Below are 21,834 nucleotides of genomic sequence, written 5' to 3'. Positions count from 1 at the left end.
TTATCAAGAGGGTGGATCTTCTGCTTATGCGGATGCCTTCTGATGTTCACTACTGAAGGATTAGCAAACCCCACACTTAATCAGTTAGAAACTGATGTTTATGCCGTTACTCCCGCCGAAGCAATTAACTTGCTGGATCAGTTTGATCTGAACAATCATGATTTTACACCTGAAGAGCAGGCCAAAGTGTACTTCCTGTATGGACAAATACACGAAAAGCTACGCCAGCTCGACCTCGCCATCAGTAGTTATGATAAAGGTATTGCTCTAGTAAAATACCTCCCGATCAGTGAGGTGTTAATCGACAGCCATTTAGAGCGTTCATTTGCTTGGTACCTTAAAGCGAATGACCCCGCAAGCTATTGTCCTGATAGACACCAAGCACTCGAATATGCTCGTAACTATGACAATGCAGAATTATTAGCTAAGGCGATGACACAAACTGCCTTTTGCTTTATTGAACCAGACAATGTCTATAAGGGCATAGACTTATTAGATGAAGCATTGCTGATTGTGGATAGAAGTGACAGTTTGAATGTCAATCGTAAGGCAATGATATATAACGCCACAGGCAGCTTATATCGTCGAGTAGGCTTGCACCAACGCGGCTACGAAAACTTTCAAAAAGCGTATGAAACTTGGAAAACCATTAACGATATTGAAGACATGTTCAATATGCAGCACAACATGGTGAGCCAAGCGATTAAGCTAGGTGACTGGGATAAAGCCGAAGACAATATTCAGCAGCAATTTGAACTTGCCCGTCAGGCCACAAAGCCAAATGATCTGTTATTTTTCTCCCATCTTAATGCTGGCAGAGTGGCGCTAAGAACCTTTGACTTTAATCAAGCGGTATTGCATCTCGAAAAAGCCATATCGTTAAAAGACACCACTAAAGAGCAGTATTTTGTCACAAGTGGGTATTTGTATCTGGCGATTGCGTATGTTCGTAGTGGTAACCTACCTCGCGCTGCGGAAATGGCACAGATATTTAGGCAAAATAAAAACTTCCCAGCCAACATGAAAGCCATGTTTTTAAAAGCGGATGCGATTATCGCCCTTGCAGCAGGCGAGTCGAATAAAGCTGCTAACCTGTTTTTGGAAGTTATTGATGTTGAAAGGGAAGATAATCAAAGCATTATCGATAATAAGGTACTGACAACGTCACTTGATCATAATATAAAACTGGCGAGTTTTGAGAATGAGTTATTAGCCAATCGCTTAGCCATTAATGAACTCAACTGGGCCGCAGTTGCTGATAAAGAACGCATAAGCGATCTAAAGCTAACCTTATTTCTGGTCTTGGCCATTGTATTGTTTAGTGTGATTTTAGTGTTACTGCATTCTCGAAAGACCTTGAAAAAACGTGCTCAAACCGATTATCTCACCGGATTATCAAACAGAGGCTATACCTTCCGAAAAGGCCAGCGCATTATAGAAAGAGCCATCAAAAAACAGCGCCCAGCCTCAGTGATAATTTTTGATATTGATAACTTTAAAGCAATTAATGATCGCTATGGGCATCATATTGGTGATTTAGCAATTAAGGCGGCTGCCAAACGTGCAAGCAGTTGGCTCAAAAAACAAGACTTAGTCGGGCGTATTGGTGGAGAGGAGTTTTTGATTGTATTAGACAACACCACGCTGGACGAAGCCTTTACCATCTCAGATAGGTTGAGAAACGGTATTGCGGCTCAATCATTTCACTTTGATGGGATTGAAGTGGAGTTTACGATTAGTTTAGGCGTCGCGACATTGAGTGCTGGTCAGCCATCAAATTTATCCGATCTTACCAAGCAAGCAGATGATGCATTATACCAAGCGAAGTTTTCTGGTAAAAATAAAGTCTACCTTGCTCCCCAATGTGCTTAAAGCTCAGTTAACGAGGCGAGAGTATATCCAACAGTGCATAGAAATAGATAAAAAAAGCAAGCAACGAAACCCTTGGAGTGGATGCAATGTTTAGTTGAGTTAAACATTCTCGTTGCCTGCCAATGTCTTTCGACGTCAGAATGATAAGTGAAAGGTCGCAAAGGCCAAACTCGCATTTGAAGGATCAGACCCTCACTTACATATCATCCATACGATTAACAGCTTGAGCTAATTGTCGATGGCGTTGATTAAGCGAATCAGTGATGTTCTGTAATTGAATCAGCAAATCTTGATTGGGGATTACGTTGGTCGTGACATTAAGCCAAACGATGATGTTTTCATGAAGCGTGTCGACGTGCTCCATCAACTCATGGGTTTTGACATTAGAGGCAACATGAATATCTTTTGTCGCACTAATAATGCTTTTCTCGATATCTTCATCTATCCATGTGTTAAGCAGTGACTCTGGCATTCTCAATTTTATATCGCGTATGTACTGGATATTTTCACGTTGTTTTTGAATTAAATAATGCAGCAACATCCGAGATCGTTCAGTTTCTGTTTCATCTAATAAGCGTTCACACGCCATCGAAATAGCTTCATAAACATCAATCAAATGATCTAATACCTCAAAAGCCTGGTTAAATCGCATGCTCACTCCTTACATAGCGGTTTTCGCTAGTTCAAATAAGCCATTTCTAGGTTAAATTTCAGCCCTAATGTAATGACAGCTTATTAAGGTGTAGTCGATAGTGTGAACAATGTAAAATTGCACCTTTATAGTGCATCGATGATGTAAAAGTCAGCACAACATTGTTTGAATCTTGAATTTTTAATCCTATTTATGATTCCGCGCGTTAATAAATTAATATTTAAAATCAATAGCTAAAGTAAGTAATTAACCAATTTGGTGCATTTTATATCAAGCTGGCATGTTCCCTGTAACGTTTAATTTAATCACACAATGATTAGCGAAATGGCAGGGGAAGAAAATGACGACTCAACCGCTTATTTTTACCGATATGGATGGCACTTTACTCGACCACTATGACTATAGCTTTTCGAGTGCAATTGGCGTGATAGAGGCGTTGGTTGAAAAACAAATTCCTATTATTCCCAATACCAGTAAAACCTTTGCTGAAATGGAAAAAATTCAACAAACCATTGGTTTTAATTCTCCATTTATTTCTGAAAATGGCGCCGTGGTATATATCCCAATTGGCTACTTTGAACAACAACCTGAAGATACTGTGACCGAGGGGTATTACTGGGTTAAAGCCTTTTGTGAAACAAGGCAACATTGGCTCAGTCTATTAGACAATCAAGCAAGTGAATTTGCAGAAGACTTCATTGGCTTTTCATCACTCAGTGCTGATGAGCTATGTGAACTCACCGACTTATCCGCAGAGAAAGCAGAACTTGCCTTAGTAAGGCATTACTCAGAGCCGCTATTGTGGACGGCTGATGAAGAGCGCAAGCAACGCTTTATTGACCATATGCAGAAGCTTGGTGCCAATATGTTGCAAGGTGGTCGATTTTTGCATGTGGGCGGCCATACCGACAAAGGGTGTGCAATGAACTGGCTGGCACAGGTTTATGCTAACGCATATCAGGTAGGGGTTAACACAATAGCCTTGGGCGATAGCGGAAATGATAGTGCCATGCTTGAAGCCGCCGATATTGCGATTCAAATTAAGTCGCCAACCCATACTTTCCCAACAATTCAAACCAGCAATAAAACCATGCAAAGCCGCCACTACGGTCCCAAGGGCTGGGCTGAATGCTTGCAAGCGTTATTACTTGATTCTCCCACCCCAAGTTTATTTACAGCTGAGGAGGCATAACATGGCTGACTTTTATCAGAATGGTATTGTGACCACATTACATAATTTAACCCAGCGTACCCATGAGGAAATGGAAAAGGACCTCATGAAATTTGCCAAAACTCGACCACTAGGGCTAATTTTACCTTCGCTATATTCAGAGCTAGAAGGTGAAGCGTTACCCAATATCATTAATAAATTGAAAGATGTGCCGTATTTATCGGAAGTGGTAATAGGTTTAGACCGAGCTGATAAAGCGCAGTATCAGCAAGCGCTAAAATTCTTCAATCAATTACCGCAACATCACCGAGTGTTATGGAACGATGGGCCAAGATTACAAGCACTAGATGCAAAACTCAGTGCACTGGGTTTAGCGCCCAAAGAGTTGGGGAAAGGACGAAATGTTTGGTATTGCATGGGCTATATTTTAGCATCAGGCAAAACTGAGTCAGTCGCCCTGCATGACTGTGACATCGTCACCTATGAAAAGTCATTGTTAGCGCGCTTACTTTATCCTGTTGCTAACCCGCAGTTTAATTATGAGTTCAGTAAAGGCTATTACGCCCGCATGTCAGACGGCAAAATTAATGGTCGTGTGTCACGTCTGCTGGTTACGCCATTGATCAAAGCGCTGCAAAGAGTCGTTGGCCATAACGATTACCTTGAATACATGGATAGTTTTCGGTACCCACTGGCAGGTGAATTCTCCTTTCGACGTGATGTGCTAAATGATTTACGTATTCCGAGTGATTGGGGCTTAGAAATTGGCGTGCTCAGTGAAATGCACCGTAACTATGCCCACAACCGTATTTGCCAAGTCGATATTGCCGATAATTATGATCATAAGCATCAAGATTTGTCGCTCGATAATGCCGAAGCGGGATTATCAAAAATGTCGATAGATATTACTAAGGCGTTTTATCGCAAACTGGCTACCCAAGGTGAAACCTTTAATACAGAAGCCTTTAGAACATTAAAAGCAACCTATTATCGTATCGCCTTAGATTACGTGGAAACCTACCATAATGACGCATTGATGAACGGGTTATCAACCGATATTCATACCGAAGAAAAAGCCGTTGAAATGTTTACTCAAAACATTGTGACAGCAGGTCAGCGCTTTTTAGATAACCCAATGGAAACGCCATTCATGCCAACATGGAGCCGAGTGATCAGTGCTATGCCTGACGTACTTGAGCAACTTAAATCGGCTGTAGAAGCGGATAACGCTGAGTTTATGTAATGAATAAGGTCGATAAGGCTGGTGGGCTGCCAGTCTAATCTGATAAACGTTAGAAGATAGGCTTATGACAGAAATAGAAAGTTTAAAGCATAAACTGATTCAACAGCTTGGATGCATTTATAAAGATGTTGAGCTAACACAAAGTTATGATGAACTTGCTGATGTGTTGGTCGATATTATGCGCATTACTCAAGGTGGCTTTACTCCTCGACCATACAGTAATCATTGGTCTGAAAAAGATGTGGTAGTGATAACCTACGGCGACAGCATTATTGCAGCAGATCAAAAACCGTTAGCCACGTTATCCGACTTTATGGATACGCATCTTGAATGCATTAATGCGGTGCATATTCTGCCATTTTTTCCATTTAGTTCGGATGATGGCTTTGCTGTTATCGATTACTCAAGCGTCAATGATGGCTTGGGTGATTGGTCTGATATTACCGCCATAGCGTCAAAGCGCAGACTCATGTCTGATTTAGTCATCAATCATTGTTCTAGTCGAAGTGCTTGGTTTCAGAACTTTATCAAGGGTGAAGGTATTGGGCATGATTACTTTTTTACCGCCAATGTTGACGATGATTTATCTCAAGTGGTTCGCCCAAGAACCTCTGCGTTATTAAGGCCAACTCATACAAGTAAAGGCTGGCAGCATGTCTGGTGTACCTTCAGCCATGATCAAGTGGATTTTGACTTTAGAAATCCACAAGTGCTTATCGAATTTACACGTATCATTAGGCAATACCTTGATGCCGGCGTGAATATTTTCCGCCTTGATGCCGTGGCATTCTTGTGGAAAATTGTCGGCACGAAATCAATTAACTTACCGCAAACCCATGAAGTGATCCGTTTATTACGCACATTAATAGAGCATGCTCAACAAGATGCAGTCGTGATCACCGAAACCAATATTCCCAATACTCAAAACCTGACTTATTTTGGCAACGCCAACGAAGCGCACTGTATTTATAATTTCTCATTGCCGCCTTTACTGATTAATACTTTGATTACAGGAAGCTGTTTGTATTTAAAACGTTGGCAAATGAGCATGCCTCCAGCACAGGATGGCACCACTTATTTTAACTTTATTGCTTCACATGATGGTGTGGGTTTAAGGCCTGTTGAAGGGATATTAGAGCAGGATGAAATTGACAGTCTAGTAGAAACCATGGTGTTGTTTGGCGGTAAGATTTCCAGCCGAACGAGCGAAGATGGCCATAAAAAGCCCTATGAAATGAACATCGCACTCATCGATGCCTTGCAAGGTACAACGAAAGGCAAAGACCAATTTGGTTTAGCGCGCTTTACCTGTGCCCATGCCATTATGTTGGGGCTGGAAGGGATCCCTGGGATATATATTCATAGCTTGCTGGGCACCGAAAATGATTATGAGAAACTGGCTAATACCTCTCATAATCGCTCAATTAATCGTCATCGTTGGGATGCAGAACAACTGAATGGCTTGCTTGCCGATGACAATAGTACCCATGCTAAAGTGCTTGCAGCACTGACTAAGCTGATAACTATTCGAACCAATCAAGCTGCATTTAATCCTAATGCGACTCAATTTACCTTGCACTTAGGGTTGCAGTTATTTGGCTTTTGGCGTCAGAGTCGCGATCGTAGACAGAGCATTTTTTGTATCAGTAATATTTCAGACCAACCGATAGATTTACCCTTGGCCGAGCTGAACTTAATTGGTACCGAAACCTGGTTTGATTTGATTGACGGCGAAGTGATCCACGATATTACTGCTACGCAATTATTAGAGCCTTACCAAACGGTTTGGATTAGTAACGTACCTTAACGATCAAAGCTTATTAACGAAAAATACAATGAGGCGAAGATGCTATTCGCCTCAATGAGTTAGCGAGTACCTAAGTCGGCTTATGATTTAGCCAAACGATACTGTTTTAAAATATCATCTAATCCAACAGATGCTTGAGTGAGTTGGTTTGCAATGGTCACTGAGCGATGTGATGTTTCATGTATCGTTTCTGCTTGGCTACGAATGTCATGCAGTTGCTGAGCAATATCACGAGAAGCTGCGCTTTGTTGCTCAGAAGATGAAGCGATCTGCGAGCTCATATCAAACACATGGTTAATTGAAGTGACCATGCCATCAACATCTTCACCCACCGAGGCAATGGCTTGTTGCCCTTGCTCAGCTTGTTTAACAATGTCTTCAGTAATATGCGATAAGGTGCCCGTGTCTTTCTGTAACCCTTCTATCATGGTTTGTATTTCTACAGTCGCTTGCTGAGTGCGACTAGCCAAAGTACGTACTTCATCGGCAACGACAGCAAACCCACGACCTTGTTCACCCGCTCGTGCCGCTTCAATGGCAGCATTAAGCGCCAATAAGTTAGTTTGCTCTGAAATACTATTAATCGTGGTGACTACTTCACCAATATTGGCAGCAGCTTTTGATAGCTCATCAACAGAGATAGATGCCTGCGAGATGCGACCCGTTAAAGTGCCAATACGATTGACGGCTTCACTGATTTGCACTTGGCTATTGTTGGCTTGCGATGAGCTTGTTTGAGTTTGTTCACTGGTACTGCTTGCATGGTGCGAGACCGCTTCAATCGCCGTGGTCATTTGCGACATTGCCACCGATACTGTATCTAAAAAGTTATGTTGATATTCAGTAAGCTGCTCACTTTGCTGCGCTTGCTGATTAAATTCTTGTGCAGCATTAGACAAGGTTTGCGCATTGGCTGCGATGGCGGTCACCATTTCGCTCATGTTATCGGCACTGCGATCAATTTCTCGGGCAATAAGACTGAAATCATCCGTACCAAAAAAATTAAGGCGACAGGTTAAGTCACCTTCAGCAAGACGTTTGATGGCAACATACATGTCCCATAGTCCGCCACCTAACGAAGTCGAAATCCAATAACACAGTAGGTACAGAGGCAATAAACCGGCAAATGCCCAAATCAGCATGCTGCTTGCGCTGGATAAGGGGTCTGCCTCTAATTTAGCGACATTCACTGTTAGAATTAACGCTGAGTTATTGACGGGTGCGCTTACGGTAATGTTGTCTTGATAGCGTGTAGCCTGAGTTAATTGGCCAACTTTTGCATCAATGAGATGAGCGAAATCAACTAATGCCTGATCATCAAGCCCTTGAGCTTGAGCGCTTTGTGCAAAAGCATTGACTCTGGATTGAGCGAATTGCTCTGAACTGTATTCAATTTGATTGGTGTAATTGACGTATTGAGTCATAGCTATAGCGGCGGTAATCGCGGTGACAAGAGCGCATATAACCCAAAACTTACCGTTTAAACTGAGCTTAATGAGTACAGCATCTACTTTACGAAAGCTAATTTGTTTCATGTCGAGCATTCCTTTAGTCAAAGCAACAATCTAGCCCTGACATTAAGTTGCAAATGCGGTCAGTGCCTACAATATATTCTGTAAATTATATTGATAATTTAATTCATCAATACAAAGTGTTACATGTAATAAGCTGGCATGTTACCGAGTATTACCAGTGAATAAATCGAGACAGATCTCAGTCTGACAGTCACTGATTGTTTTTTATCTTTTTTTAGCGATTTATCTGTTGATTAATTTCACGTTACATCACCAATCAAACCCAATTAATTGGTTGAGCTAAGTGAGGTGACATAAACACATTGTTTATTGGCACTGATAATAGAGATATCGGCGCAGATAACAAAAAGTTTAGCGAGAAGTGCTGTGTCATTGGGCTAATAATGTCATGCCAAATAGCGAGCGATAGTCACTAACGTTATGTTCTTTACCGCTGTTTTCCTCTATGTAAATTATTGATGTGAATGTTTGATTTTGCGATGAATGCCGAGTTTATTTTGTGCCGAAAAGCATAGTGTAAGCGACTGAGAATAATGTAACGGCATGAATCAATAGTGATTAATGCCAAATCATTGACCTTAAAATATTAACTTGTGAGCGAATTAACATGAAAAAATGGTTAGTCACCTTAGCTGTAATGAGCAGCTTCTCAGCGAGTACGGTTGCCGCTGAGACAGTAGAGTTTAGAGCTGCAGGAAGTTTAAAGACGGCAATGACGGAAGTCGTTGCTCAATATCAAGATCAATATGATGTAGCAGTGGCGTCGCAGTTTGCCCCATCTGGATTATTACGTAAGCGAATTGAACAAGGCGAGCATGTCGATTTGTATGCCTCTGCAAACATGAAACACCCAACGACTCTTAATAAAGCTGATAAAGCAGGGCCTGTAGTGCGATTTGCTGGCAATAAGCTCTGTGCCATTGCCCAGCAAAGTGTCTCACTTACCAGTGAGCAGTTATTGGATAAAATGCTAAGCAAGGATATTAGAGTGGGCACATCCACACCCAAAGCGGATCCTGCGGGTGATTATGCTTGGAAGTTATTTGCCAAAGCTGAACAGTTACAAATAGGTGCAGAGCAAACATTACAACAAAAAGCGTTACAGCTAACAGGTGGTGAACACTCAGCTAAAGCGCCTGAAGGGCGCAACCCTTACGGTTGGGTAATGGAAAATAATCAGGCAGACATCTTCTTAACCTACTGTACCAATGCGGTATTGGCACAAAAAGAAGTGCCAGCGTTACAAATTATTAGCGTGCCAGAAGCATTATCTGTTGGCGCACAATATGGGTTAACGCTTGTGAATGGGGCTAACCCTGATGCCGCTGGTTTAGCGCACTTTATTTTATCATCGGATGGCCAAGAAATTTTGGCTAAATACGGTTTTGATACCCCATTAAAATAGTGATTTTAGGCCAGTATCGCTGGCCTAATTCAAGCGTTTTAGCTTTATACGACACTCAGTTTCGAGCTTGATGTCATTCGCATCTGAGTGTTGCTCGTCGTTGTCGCATCATATTGTATAACCTGATTTCGCCCCGCTTTTTTTGCTCTATACATGGCGATATCAGCATGTTTATAGGCTAAGGTCGCATCGTCTTTTACTTTAGTGACTCCAGCACTAATGGTGAAAGGGAACTGCGAATTGGCATCAATAATACGGCAAAGTCGATTAAGCACAGCCTCAGCTTGAGCTGCTGAGGTGTGTGGCATTAACACTGCAAACTCCTCTCCACCAATGCGAGCGACAATGTCTGTCTCACGGCATTGCTGATTTAAAAAATGGGCTAACTTTTGCAATGCAACATCACCTGCATCGTGTCCATGCTTATCATTGATGACTTTAAAATGGTCTATATCGATGATCCCTAAACATGCTTGGTAATCAGGATAACGTTTAGTATAAACCGTGAGATTATCTAGCTCCTTGTCAAACTTACGACGATTCCAGACTCCGGTTAAAGGATCCGACTCACTTTGGTTTCGTAACTCTTCTTCAAGCAGTTTTCGTTGCGTAATATCGATAAAGGTAATCACGTACTTTTTGACTTGCCCTATGTTGTTTTTTAACGTTTGTATTCGGGTTATCAGCGTATATTGCAGGCCTGATTTGTTATGACCGACAATCTCACCTTTCCATAAGTCATCCTTTTCTAATTGTATTTTTATGGCGGCAACTTGATGCTCATTGAGCGACAGGTTTAATTGATACAGTGATTTATTGAGTAGTTGTTTTTGGGTATAACCCGAAACCCGCACAAACTCTTGATTCACTTTTATTAATGCAAACTGTGGATTAGTAATAATCACGCCCGCAACACCATTAAAAGCGGCTTCAATCAATTGGCTGTTAGCCAATTCATTTTCATGCTGGTTGTATAATTTGAAAATGTAGCCACAAATACCCGCAATCAGTAGCAAAATGAGTAAGCCATTCACCAGCAGGTGTTGTTTTTGTTGTTGCACATAAGGTGAATCTGTCGGGCTCGATATAACAATATACTGGCCAAGTGGGCTGTAGGCCTCTCCAAGGGATAGCCTTGCATAAGAGTAGACTGCATCATCTTGAGTTAGGCGGCCATTTTCAGACGATTGAATTTGCTTCCATAAATTAGGCATAAGCTCAGCCAAGCTAGAGCCAGCTTTGTTATGAAGTAAATTATCTAATGTTTCATTAGGTTGATCGCTTGCAAGTAAGTGGCCTTGATGTTCAAATATTTTTGTCACGACATTATCTTGATGAAGCCCATCAATGGCGCTTAGCATGTTAGAAATGCTCAGGTTTATCACCATAAACCCTTGACGTTTTTGTTGGTGATAAACAGGCGAGATGATACGCATGCTTGCCTGAATAGGTTGTGATAACTCACCATTTTCAATTTCTAAGTCGACTGGCCAAGTACCAACTTCACCTTGTTTTAGCTGCTTTGCATACACAAAATACGGGCGTTGAGACTTGTTTTGTAATTGCGCTGTAGGCACTCGCAAGGGTTGAACACCTAGGTTATTAACCCTAATTAGCTCAATACCATCATTGTTTATATAACGAATCTGCGAGTATATGGCTTCATTTTTTGCCACAAAATAAAACATATTTTCAAGCGTATCGCGGCTGCTCTGACTAGGGTGCTCAGTAAATTTCATGATCTGCGGGCTCGTAGTGAGCTTTTTGATGATGTCATCAACGCCCTCAATAACAGCTGCGAGCTTGTCTGTTGAAAACGTTAATCGCTGACTGTGCTTGTCATTGATACGCTTCATTTCGTCATTTTCAATTTTTTGGTACTGATTAAATATGTAAAACCCCACACTGATACTGAACATCAATATGACACTAAAAATCAGCTTGAATACGCGAATATTTTTTCTTCGTTGAGTCTGTTGCATAAGCCTACTTAGACGATAAAAAGTTGATAATCAATATGGCAGCACGTCACCAAACAGCCGCTCTTGGGTGATAACTAGCTTAATAAAAGTCGTAATTAAAGAGTTACCATTTAATGCCACAGAGCCTTGTTACGACTTTTTATTGAGGCTGATGACGCTGTAGTTTTAAACAATGACGCAAGGAAGGAGAGTCAGGTAAGCGTTATAAGATGATGTTTTTAAATGTTTAATGATAATTGTAAAGTGTGATTTTAATCAAAGAGTACTATTGCACTAACGAGGTGAGCTGGGTAATCTAAGTTAAGGAACATATTGTCATTCGAGACGTGAAGGATTGCTATCGAGTACGTGAAAAGGAGCTTTCAGATTTATCCTTACACCAGCTTTTGCATATTCCTGTCATAAACTCTGCTTAATATGCCTTCGATAACCACAACAACTCTAAAAGAAAAGTGCCTAAATCAGGCAAATAAGGATTGCAAAAATGAGTGAAGAAACAACATTACAAACTCAAGAAGTGAGTCAAGACTCTAAAAACTTGGCACTACTTTGTTGGATAGGCACCATCTTTTTTGGTTTTATTCCTGGTTTGGTTTTATATCTCGTCAAGACTGATGATGAATATGTTCGCCAGCAAGCAAAAGAATCGTTAAACCTCTCGATCACCGTTATCATTGGTTACTTTATTTCAAGCCTTCTATTTATTATCGTTATTGGCATGTTGACCATGTTTGCTGTTGGGATATTTAACTTAGTGTTTTGCATTTTAGGTGCGATTGCGGCATCAAAAGCAGAAGACTTTAAAGTGCCTTATATCTTACGTTTAATTAAATAAACCTCACTGGGTCAGTATGACCAGAAAGGCTCAATGACGAAAGCTGTGCTTTCGTCATTTTTATTTGAACGTAAGTTGAAGAATGATTGAGTGATAAGGAAAGCTAAGTGGAAACAAATGTATTTGATCGAACATATACCACAGACAAGATTATCAGTGGGCCATTATACAATTTATTGATTGGGTTAACCCTATGCTGGGGCTTTGGCATTAACTGGTGGATGGTGACTAATATTTCCCCAGAAGCGATTGCATCTGTTAATTCTTGGGTATTTTTTATTGGTTACTTTGCGTCATGTTTTTTAGGTATTTACCTATTTTCATCGTCAGATAAACCTGTGGTGAGCTTTATTGGCTACAACTTCGTGGTCGTGCCATTTGGTTTCATTATTAACTTGGTTGTGAGTCAATATGACGCTGCACTCGTGTCTGAAGCCATTCGTATTACTGGGTTAGTGACTATTGCAATGATGTGTTTAGGCACATTGTTCCCTGCTTTTTTCAGTAAAATTGCCGGAGCGTTAACCATTGCGCTGCTGTTGGTTATCGTCATCGAATTAATTGAAATTTATGTCTTTGGGATCCACCATGGCATATTAGATTGGATAGTCGTGCTGATCTTTTGTGGCTATATTGGCTACGACTGGGGGCGCGCAAATCAAATTCCTAAAACAGTTGATAACGCGATAGATAGCGCTGCAGCCTTGTATATGGACATCATTAATTTATTCCTAAGAATTTTACGTATTTTAGGTCGCAAGTAAGTGCTCATTAGGCGTTAACATTAAAGAGCCGTGAGGCTCTTTTTTTGTCTCAATTAATATAGGGAAAGTATCATTGAAACTCGTTAAACCCAGTGCAGAATACCAATCCAGTTATCTTGCTTATATTGCAGAACTAGCCGATGAAGAGCGTTATCCTTTTCCACTGGATTTTGAACATCAAGATTTTGAAGCCATGTTGCAAAAAATTCAGAACTTTGCTGATGGGGTTAACTTGCCTCAAGGTTATGTCGCCAGCGAAACCTATTGGTTAGTTGATGAGGCTGAGTTAGTTGGTGTCGCCAATTTACGCTTGCGGTTAAATGACGCTATTAGACATTGTGGCGGGCACATTGGCTTGGGCATTCGTCCAAGTTATAGAGGTCAAGGCTTAGGGGCTGAACTCATGGGGCTGGTTATTGCTAAGGCAAAACTCAAAGGCATTAATGAGCTACACATTCATTGCTATAAGCACAATGTCGCTTCAGCAAAAATGATTATGGTAAATGGCGGGGTACTAGCCTCAGAGATATCATTGTCAGACGATCAGAGCTCAGATAACGCTGCGGCAATAATACAGCGTTATCGAGTGGTTTGAGTGACTTAGCTAACTAATTGAACCACAGCTTGATTCAGTTCTGCGACAAGTTCTGCATTGGTTAACTGACCTTTCTCGGTATCAAAGTTTTGATAAAAGCTAGGGACTGACATCGAGCCTTTGACCTCAGCGGCAAAGTAAGGGGCTGAACCTGTTGCCGCTGCAAGTACTGTACTCGCGCCGCCTGGGCCAGGCGAGGTGGCCAGTAGTAATGTTGGCTTACCCTGAAAAACTTTTTGATCAATGCGTGATGTCCAATCAAATAGGTTTTTATACGCTGCGGTGTATGAGCCGTTATGCTCTGCAAATGAAATAACGATAGCATCCGCATGACCAATTTTGTTGAAAAAAGCTTTAGCCAAGTCTGGCTGACCCAATTCTTTCTCACGGTCTTCACTGAATAATGGTATTTCGTAGTCATTGATATCGAGCAATTCAACTTCGGCATTATTAACTAATGTCGCGGCATGGTTAGCCGCATATTGTGCGAGTTGTTTATTAATGGAATGACGACTGCTGCTTGCTGCAAATGCTAAAATTTTCATGTTATTGCCTTAGGCTCTTTAAGCCAGAATAAGTCAGTTAAAACAAAACGTATATTGGGGTAAATTACTCGTATTTATTTATGTTTAACATTAATTTACGTGCTTGTATTCAATAAATTCGATGACATTTTTGTCAGGATCTCGAATGAAGAATGAACGTCCATTAATGTGCTGCATTAGTTCACCACTGAGTGGAATGTTGCGTTCGCTTAATTGCTCAATCATGACGTCAGCATTATTAATTTCTAACGCAATATGGGTATAGCCAGTGTGTTTAGTGGGAATATCCATTAGTACATTCGTGTCAGTTTGTGCGGCATTCAAAATAAAATTAATGTTGATACCACTCGGGTGTTCGACAATCGCTACTGGCTCTGGCCCTAATGGACCAGCCACATAATTAAATCCAAGTTGCGCGTAAAATGCTTTAGCAATATCAAGGTCTTTTACGCGTAACCCATAATGATTAATTCGAGTGATCTGTTCCATGATTATTTCCTTATAGTTAACCACTTAAAGGCTTGAGCCCTCGTGCGTTGATGTGGTTACTTTAGCGATATCACGGCGTGGGATTAAGTAGGTATAAGGTAAATGATTATTTCCATATGACTTGTAATTCTGGGTTATATTGAAAATTGGTGTTACTTTGGAATGAATGTCGACCTGTGTGTCTGGCTAATTTGATGGAGAGAGTGACATATGAATCTTGACCCTAAATTGTTTGATGGCCTGGTCATTTTTAGTCAAGTTATCGAATCTGGTAGCTTTTCGATTGCCGCCGAAAAAACCGGTCACTCGACATCGCACATCAGTAAAGTGGTGACAAAATTAGAGCAGCGATTACAAACCCGCTTGTTACATCGCAGTACACGCTCATTGAGTTTAACGCCAGAAGGTAAGCTATTTCATCAGCAGTGTGTGCAGATAGTCAAAGATGCAGAGCAAGCTGTCGCTATGTTAGATAGTCGCTTACAAGTGCCTAGTGGCACGTTAAAAATTAGCTGCCCGGTCACTTTAGGTTTAATGCACTTACAACCGATATTGTCCTTATACATGCAGCAATACCCACAAATAAACTTAGACATTGATTTTAGTGACCGTCATGTCGACTTAATTCAAGATGGTTATGACTTAGCGATAAGAGCAACCCAACAGCTCGATGATTCTAATTTGATTTGTAAGCGCCTCAGCCGATTTCACGCACTAGTGGTAGCAACGCCAGCATATTTAGCAAAACATGGGACGCCGCAGTCTCCAGAAGACCTTATTACTCATCAATGTATTTGTTACACCAATTTAAAGCATCCTAGTCGTTGGGTATTTGAACATCCTGAAAAAGCGACAGTGACGGTTGATGTTCCCCAAGTTATCGGTTGCAATAATGCGGATATGGAATTAGCAATGGTGCTGGATGATCATGGTATTTGCCGCCTGCCTTCTTTTTATTTATCTAAGGCATTAGAGCAGAAAAAGCTGACGGTGTTGTTTAGTGACTATGTGCAACCTGAAGTGGATATTTACGCTGTGTATCCTAGTCGCAAGCATTTAACTCCAAAGGTGCGAAGTTTCATTGATATGCTGGTGGAGCATATGCCAGCTTCATAACTTGTCCATTATTCACGATATGAACAAGCGGTATTTGATGCAGCAGATATCCCAGTTTATTGGCATATCTGCTTCGCCTCAGTTGGTCAATTAGCTTGCTAACTGTGCTTCTGCATTCATTGGGTTTTTAGCTAAATACTCAAATAAACCCGTTTGCATATTCACGTTCCAAAAACGGCCAGCAAGCGTGAGTTTCAAGCAACTGTCATTTATCGTTGCGAGTCCATTTTGCTGCCATGCTTCAAACAATGGCTGCAAATGAATAACAACATCGGTTTCAATCCCATCGAATGTTAATGTGCCTGAATCTAAGCCACGTTTAAAAATAGCATCAAATGCGGCAGATGGATTTGGACTGAGCGCCATGCCTGGTACTTGTGCTGGCAATCGTGTCTGGCTGCTCGACTCTGCATCTTCAGTGACAACTTGTGCTTGGTGCCACTCACTTAAATCTCTGGCATTCATCATGCCATGACCATGAATGCTACCGCCGCCGCCAGCACCAAAAGGCAAAATTTCGATACCGCTTTTAGCGAGTGAGTTATACACGCTGCGCTCACGGTCATCTCTGCGCCAATGACAGCTAGATAATCTTTGCCATTGCTGGCTTTCTAGTGCATTAGCGCCATAGGCATACATGCTGGCACGGGTTTGGCTATCAGCCTGAAATTCACTGGTTTCTGTACCTAATACTTTGCCTTTTTCGCTGGCTTTATCGATACGGTTACCCGCTAAGCCAATTAACTGATATAAATCGACGCCATGGGCTCCACAGTCAATTGCAGCTTGAATATCTTGTTGCCATATATCCATGGTTTGCCCTGGTAAACCAAAGATCAAGTCGATGACAATACTGGCGCTTGGATGTTGGCTAAGTTGTTGTAATCGCTTAAGCAAAGTCTCTTTATCATCAAAACGACCTGCGGCTTTGCGTACAGCAGTATCAAAGCTTTGAACACCAAATGAAAAACGATTAAAACCGTTATCTAGCGCATTGTTAAACTTAGCGTCATCAAAACCATTTAGGCGGCCTTCTAGGGTGACTTCTGCATTATCAGCTAATGGAAATCGTTGAATAGCTTGGCCTAACTTGGCAATTTCCTCAGCGGTAATATCAGTCGGTGTACCACCACCGACGTAAACCGTGTCAAAGGGCTGACTTTGTGCCAGCCTTGTTTGCGAGGCGAGTGTTAACTGCTGACACAATACTTCCATGTAGTGGCTAATGCGCTCAGGTTTAGCGCCATTTTCAAAGAAATTACAGAAGCTACAACGCTTACGACAAAATGGAATATGAATATATAAAGCACGTTTATCTGCAGTTGTTTCCGTTTGCCACCATTGTTGCCAAAGCTGTTCATCAACTTTAATTGGACGGCTACCACTTCGACCTGCATGGGGAGCGCTTTTGACTTTAAATGCATGTTGCAAAGGGTCTGGGCTTGCAATGCCTGTCATGGAAGAAGTTAAGATCATGGTTACTCACATCAAGTAAAAATAAATATAGTTAATGATAACCATTATCATTTGCGTTTTGCTTGGTTTAGATCAAGTTTTGCCGCTTTGCATTGTAAAGATTGTCAGCGAAACTGGGTTAAATAGATGCGTTAGTGATCTTGTTGTAAGGCGAGTAGTTGGATTGCTATTGAATAAAAAAGGCATGCTAATGCATGCCTTTTTAGTCACGTTAAACGGCCTATTGCTATGCTATTTGCGCTAAGTCGTGGCAAACAATTGCTTAAACAATCCCGCCTCTTGTTTGAGCTGCGTCTGGTTACCTGACTGCACAATTTGGCCGTCATCTAACACCAGAATTCGATCGGCTAAATCTAGGTTATTCAGTCGATGGGCAATAATAATGCAGCTACGGTTTTGCAAAAATGCGTGTAAGTTTTGCAGTACTTTGGCTTCTGTTGCGGCATCAAGGGCTGAAGTCGCCTCATCTAAAATGACTAAATCAGGTGCTGAGATCCACATTCTGGCAATTGCGAGACGTTGCAGTTGCCCGCCTGATAATCGTGTGTCGCTGCGACCTAAGTCTGTATCTAACCCTTCTGACCAACTGGCTATAGTGGTTGATAATTCCGCTTTTTCAAGGGCTTGCCATAGTGTTGAATCACTTACATCAGCGCCGAAAGTCAGGTTTTCACGTAATGTGCCAGCGATAAGCTTAGGGTGTTGCGGCACGTAACCTACTCGACGCCTTAATGTGTTGATACCAAAGTCATCGATAGTCTGACCGTTTATTAAGATGTTCCCTGATTGAGCAGGGTAAAAGCCGAGCAGTAAATTGACTAAGGTTGATTTACCGCCGCCACTCATTGCTAGTAAGGCAACGGATTCATTGGCAGCAATATGTAAGTTAAGCTGGTGGAACAAGTTTGGCGTTTCGGCAAAACCAAAGCTGACATTATCAAATTCAATGGTTAAGCCCATGGCTTGTTGTGCTGATGCTTCAGTAAGTTGTTGTGCTGGTGCTTCAGTAAATTGTTGTGGTCGAGTCACTTTTTGTGGCTGTTGCGTTTCCACTTCTGCGGGTTCAGTGTCTAACGCTAATAACTGATTGAGTCGTTCCATCGAGGCTTGTGCGCCAAATCGAGCATATTGAATGTTCAATAACTCTTGAATGGGTCCCATCAAATACCAAAGGTAACTGAAGATGGCAAAAATTTGGCCGACGGATAAGTCTGAAACCAACACCATAAAGATGGCCATCGCACGAAAGCATTCAAATCCCAGCAAGAAAGTAGTGAAGCTGAGTTTATTGAGCGCATCTGTTTTCCATTGGTTGGCAATGGCATGCTGGCTTAAATTGGAGGCTAAGCCAAATACACGTTGATAATAGTGCTTTTCTTGCTGTGCTAACCGTAGCTCTCTTGTGGCATCAATGGTATCGACGAGGGCTTGTTGAAATGCTTCAGTTGCTGCGTTTTCTTTACGACGTAATGTTTTGACGTGTTCAGCAAATCGAGAAGAGAAGTAGATAACCAATGGATTGAGCAAAATGATCATCAAACCCAATTGCCAGTTGAGCCATAGCAAGACACTGGCAATGGCGACGATAGTCAATACGCTGATGATCAGCCGTGACAAAGTGTCACTGACAAAGCGCTCAAGAGTATCAACATCAGTAATACAGCGAGATGCCAATCCTGCACTACCGTATTTATCAAACGCGCTTATTTGCATATTAGGTAATTGCATTAGCATGCGCTCACGCACATCTAAACTGATGCGTTTGGCGATTTTGGTGAACTCTCTGGCTTGGATAACTTGTGTCACCATCGTCAGTAACCGCAGCACAATCACAGCCACTAAAACAATAACAATATACACGCCAGCACTGTGCATACTGTCAGGCAAAATTGGGTGCAAGGTGTTTAATAGCCAACCTGGTTTTTCTAGCAACACTTCGTCTACTAGAAATGGCATTAGCATTGGGATAGGTAAGCTTAATAACGTGGCGGCAACGGCTATCATATTTGCCTGAAATAGTTGCCGTTTATGGGCAAGAATCTTCTGTTTTAACCAAGCCCAATTAAGCTGTGGATGAGGTTGTTGCAAAGTTGCGTCCTTAACAAGGTTTTATACCAATCGTAATAAATAACTGTTCACCCTAGCTTGTGAAAACACGCGATAACGGTATTAGATTTTTTGACAGTAGAATAATTACTTATAAAAAAATCTGCCTTGTTCTCAAGTATGTTTCCTACGCTATTTCTGAACACTTACTTATCGTGATTGGTATTAGAGTAAAAATGGCAGTGACCTCCTAGCAATGGCTAAGAGGCTGCGCGATATTTGAATTTCTGTATATTAAAAAATAAGTGGAAGGTTGCTTTTAGGATCGATAACTAAGGTGGGCTTGTAGTGCCAAACTTTCTCGATCACTTCAGCGGTTAGCGCTTCATAAGGTGCGCCATCACTGACCACTTCACCTTGTTCAAGTACCACTAATCTGTCGGCATAACGGCAAGCTTGATTGAGGTCATGTAATACCACAATAACGCAATAGTTTTGCTCACGAGCCAAGCTTTGAGCGAGTTCTAGGACGCGATGCTGTTGAGCTAAATCCAATGCGGATGTGGGCTCATCAAGAAACAAAATTGGGTGACTCGGTGCCTGAGCAAGTTGGGTTAACACTCGCGCTAATTGCACACGTTGTTTTTCACCACCTGAAAGCGTTGGATAGCTGCGATATTTCAATGCAGACAGTGCCACTTGTTCTAATTGTTTATCCACCAATTCAGCGCCTTGTTGCTGATTAAGGGTTAATGGGTATAACCCCATCTGCACCACTTCGTGGACTTTAAATGGAAACGTAAGTGACGCATGTTGTGGCAAAACAGCAAGGGATTTCGCTAGCTCTGCACGATCCCACTTGGCGAGTGGTTTGTTTTGTAAAGTGATCTCACCAGAGGTTAATGCCACTTCTTGGCAAAGGCTTTTCAACAGCGTGGATTTACCCGCACCATTAGGGCCAAGCAGCGCCGTCACTTGGCCGGGCATAATGTCTAGATTGATATCTGTTAACACGGCTTTTTTGCCAATATGAACAGATAAATCTCTGATATTAATAACCGATTGTGAGGCTTGCACTGCAGAGTGACTGAATGCATCGGGCTTTGACTTATGTTGAGTCAATGGCGTGTTGTTGGTATCAGCGCCAGCCAATTCTAATCCTGATAATGCAGGCGCAGATTTATGTGTTTTAAGCATGGATTTTAATTCTAGATTTCTCATCATATTACACCAACTTATTGCGCTGTTTGAGTAATAGAATAATAAAGAAAGGCGCACCTAACAGTGCCGTGACAAGGCCAACGGGGAGCTCAGATGGTGCAACAATAGAGCGTGCGCCTATGTCTGCAACCACCAATATTGCAGCACCTAACATCGCGCTTAAAGGCAATAATAAGCGGTGATCTGGCCCTATCATCATTCTCACTAAATGCGGAACAACAAGACCGATAAAGCCAATAATCCCAGTAGCTGCAACAGCAATACCGACGCCAATAGCACACAAAACAATTAACTTGAGTTTGAGCATATCAACATCAAGTCCAAGGTGCCTTGCTTCTGCTTCGCCTAGCAATAATGCATTTAATGCCTTAGCACTTTTATTAAATTGCCAACTGATTAAGGCTAGGGCGATTAAGCTCAGTACAACATAATGCCATTGTGCTCCCGCGACCGAGCCCATTTGCCATAAGGTTAAGTCACGTAATGCCATATCGTTGGCCATATAGGTCAGCACTCCGATACCAGCACCTGCAAGTGCGGCTACGGCAACACCTGAAAGCAGCAGTAGCACAACAGAGGTACCGCTTGGGCTCGATGCTAAACGGTATACAATCAAGGTGGTAATAAGCCCAGCGAAAAAGGCGCTAAAAGCCACAAGGTATTCACCACCTTGGGGGAATAACACAATACAAATTGCTGCACCAAGTGCTGCTCCTGAGGACACACCAATAATGCCAGGATCCGCCAGCGGATTGCGGAATAACCCCTGCATGACAGCGCCACACTGGGCTAATGTTGCGCCCACAGCTAGAGCTAAAAGAGTTCGGGGTAAACGGACGTTATTAATAACCAGTTGCTCGTGGGGAGCAACCGCAGCTAATTCTTGTCCAGTTGCCCAATTCACCATGGCATTGAAGCTGGTGGAAGGGCTAATTTGTAATGGTCCGATGCTGACAGACAACAGGCTTGTTATCACCAAAGCGGTGAGTAAACAGGGCCAAAGCCAACGTTGATTTTCCATGATAGTTCCTAGTGCGTTAATGCAGCACGTTTAATATTTGCTATAGCCGTTCAACAAAC

General features: G+C 41.9%; 18 protein-coding genes. 9 read left to right on the top strand and 9 right to left on the bottom strand.

Annotation, left to right across the window (positions count from 1 at the left end; all coding sequences use genetic code 11):
* Positions 1-42: 42 nt before the first annotated feature.
* A complete protein-coding gene (locus tag AB4128_RS14860; protein ID WP_372038162.1) occupies positions 43-1,872 on the top strand; it encodes a GGDEF domain-containing protein in 1,830 nt (609 codons plus the stop codon).
* Between the two features lie 196 nt (positions 1,873-2,068).
* Here the strand turns inward: AB4128_RS14860 and AB4128_RS14855 are convergent, their stop codons facing one another.
* Complete coding sequence (locus tag AB4128_RS14855) at positions 2,069-2,524, bottom strand: hypothetical protein (RefSeq protein WP_065110240.1); 456 nt, start codon at positions 2,522-2,524, stop codon at positions 2,069-2,071.
* A gap of 340 nt (positions 2,525-2,864) precedes the next feature.
* On the opposite strand from AB4128_RS14855, the gene AB4128_RS14850 reads away from it, so the two are divergent.
* From AB4128_RS14850 to AB4128_RS14840, 3 genes are all read left to right on the top strand, one after another.
* Complete coding sequence (locus AB4128_RS14850; RefSeq protein ID WP_055025931.1) at positions 2,865-3,716, top strand: mannosyl-3-phosphoglycerate phosphatase; 852 nt, start codon at positions 2,865-2,867, stop codon at positions 3,714-3,716.
* A gap of 1 nt (position 3,717) precedes the next feature.
* On the top strand, positions 3,718-4,938 hold the full coding sequence (locus tag AB4128_RS14845; RefSeq protein ID WP_055025932.1) for a hypothetical protein: 1,221 nt from the start codon (positions 3,718-3,720) through the stop codon (positions 4,936-4,938).
* 64 nt (positions 4,939-5,002) lie between these two features.
* Positions 5,003-6,745: a sugar phosphorylase gene (locus AB4128_RS14840; RefSeq protein ID WP_372038161.1), complete on the top strand. Its 1,743-nt coding sequence runs from the start codon at positions 5,003-5,005 to the stop codon at positions 6,743-6,745.
* Between the two features lie 80 nt (positions 6,746-6,825).
* Here AB4128_RS14840 and AB4128_RS14835 read toward each other — a convergent pair whose 3' ends face one another.
* Entirely contained in the window at positions 6,826-8,280 is a 1,455-nt protein-coding gene (locus AB4128_RS14835; protein WP_372038160.1) for a methyl-accepting chemotaxis protein, read from the bottom strand.
* A 607-nt stretch (positions 8,281-8,887) separates the two neighbouring features.
* Here AB4128_RS14835 and AB4128_RS14830 point away from each other — a divergent pair.
* Complete coding sequence (locus tag AB4128_RS14830; protein ID WP_372038159.1) at positions 8,888-9,685, top strand: molybdate ABC transporter substrate-binding protein; 798 nt, start codon at positions 8,888-8,890, stop codon at positions 9,683-9,685.
* Positions 9,686-9,729: 44 nt separating this feature from the next.
* Here the strand turns inward: AB4128_RS14830 and AB4128_RS14825 are convergent, their stop codons facing one another.
* Positions 9,730-11,667 carry a diguanylate cyclase gene (locus AB4128_RS14825; RefSeq protein WP_372038158.1) on the bottom strand — a complete coding sequence of 646 codons (1,938 nt, stop codon included), beginning with the start codon at positions 11,665-11,667 and terminating at the stop codon, positions 9,730-9,732.
* 484 nt (positions 11,668-12,151) lie between these two features.
* Here AB4128_RS14825 and AB4128_RS14820 point away from each other — a divergent pair, with 484 nt between their 5' ends.
* The 3 genes from AB4128_RS14820 to AB4128_RS14810 all read left to right on the top strand — a co-directional run bounded on the left by AB4128_RS14820 (position 12,152) and on the right by AB4128_RS14810 (position 13,861).
* Positions 12,152-12,502 (top strand): DUF4870 domain-containing protein, encoded by a 351-nt coding sequence (locus tag AB4128_RS14820; RefSeq protein ID WP_055025937.1) that lies wholly within the window; start codon positions 12,152-12,154, stop codon positions 12,500-12,502.
* 107 nt (positions 12,503-12,609) lie between these two features.
* The gene (locus AB4128_RS14815) at positions 12,610-13,266 is read left to right on the top strand and encodes a Bax inhibitor-1 family protein (protein ID WP_055025938.1); all 657 of its coding nucleotides are present in this window, start codon (positions 12,610-12,612) and stop codon (positions 13,264-13,266) included.
* Positions 13,267-13,339: 73 nt separating this feature from the next.
* Positions 13,340-13,861 (top strand): GNAT family N-acetyltransferase, encoded by a 522-nt coding sequence (locus AB4128_RS14810; RefSeq protein ID WP_080914566.1) that lies wholly within the window; start codon positions 13,340-13,342, stop codon positions 13,859-13,861.
* A gap of 5 nt (positions 13,862-13,866) precedes the next feature.
* On the opposite strand, the gene AB4128_RS14805 is transcribed toward AB4128_RS14810, so the two are convergent.
* Positions 13,867-14,406, bottom strand: coding sequence for an NADPH-dependent FMN reductase (locus AB4128_RS14805; protein WP_372038157.1), 540 nt, complete (start codon positions 14,404-14,406; stop codon positions 13,867-13,869).
* A gap of 90 nt (positions 14,407-14,496) precedes the next feature.
* Positions 14,497-14,895, bottom strand: a complete 399-nt coding sequence (locus tag AB4128_RS14800) for a VOC family protein (protein WP_372038156.1) — start codon at positions 14,893-14,895, stop codon at positions 14,497-14,499.
* Positions 14,896-15,105: 210 nt separating this feature from the next.
* Between AB4128_RS14800 and AB4128_RS14795 the strand changes: the two genes are divergently transcribed.
* Positions 15,106-16,011, top strand: coding sequence for a LysR family transcriptional regulator (locus AB4128_RS14795; RefSeq protein WP_080914568.1), 906 nt, complete (start codon positions 15,106-15,108; stop codon positions 16,009-16,011).
* Positions 16,012-16,101: 90 nt separating this feature from the next.
* Here AB4128_RS14795 and hutW read toward each other — a convergent pair whose 3' ends face one another.
* From hutW to AB4128_RS14775, 4 genes are all read right to left on the bottom strand, one after another.
* The gene (gene hutW / locus AB4128_RS14790; RefSeq protein WP_372038155.1) at positions 16,102-17,487 is read right to left on the bottom strand and encodes a heme anaerobic degradation radical SAM methyltransferase ChuW/HutW; all 1,386 of its coding nucleotides are present in this window, start codon (positions 17,485-17,487) and stop codon (positions 16,102-16,104) included.
* Between the two features lie 240 nt (positions 17,488-17,727).
* Positions 17,728-19,575 (bottom strand): ABC transporter ATP-binding protein, encoded by a 1,848-nt coding sequence (locus AB4128_RS14785; protein WP_372038154.1) that lies wholly within the window; start codon positions 19,573-19,575, stop codon positions 17,728-17,730.
* A gap of 252 nt (positions 19,576-19,827) precedes the next feature.
* The gene (locus AB4128_RS14780) at positions 19,828-20,757 is read right to left on the bottom strand and encodes a heme ABC transporter ATP-binding protein (protein WP_235530993.1); all 930 of its coding nucleotides are present in this window, start codon (positions 20,755-20,757) and stop codon (positions 19,828-19,830) included.
* A 1-nt stretch (position 20,758) separates the two neighbouring features.
* Positions 20,759-21,775 (bottom strand): FecCD family ABC transporter permease, encoded by a 1,017-nt coding sequence (locus AB4128_RS14775; protein ID WP_372038153.1) that lies wholly within the window; start codon positions 21,773-21,775, stop codon positions 20,759-20,761.
* Between the last annotated feature and the right edge of the window lie 59 nt (positions 21,776-21,834).

This window comes from Shewanella sp. 10N.286.52.A9 (assembly GCF_041468985.1).
GTDB classification, from domain to species: Bacteria; Pseudomonadota; Gammaproteobacteria; order Enterobacterales; family Shewanellaceae; genus Shewanella; species Shewanella japonica.
The sequence above is the reverse complement of the archived record's forward strand: the minus strand, read 5'-3'. Positions and strand labels throughout refer to the sequence as shown.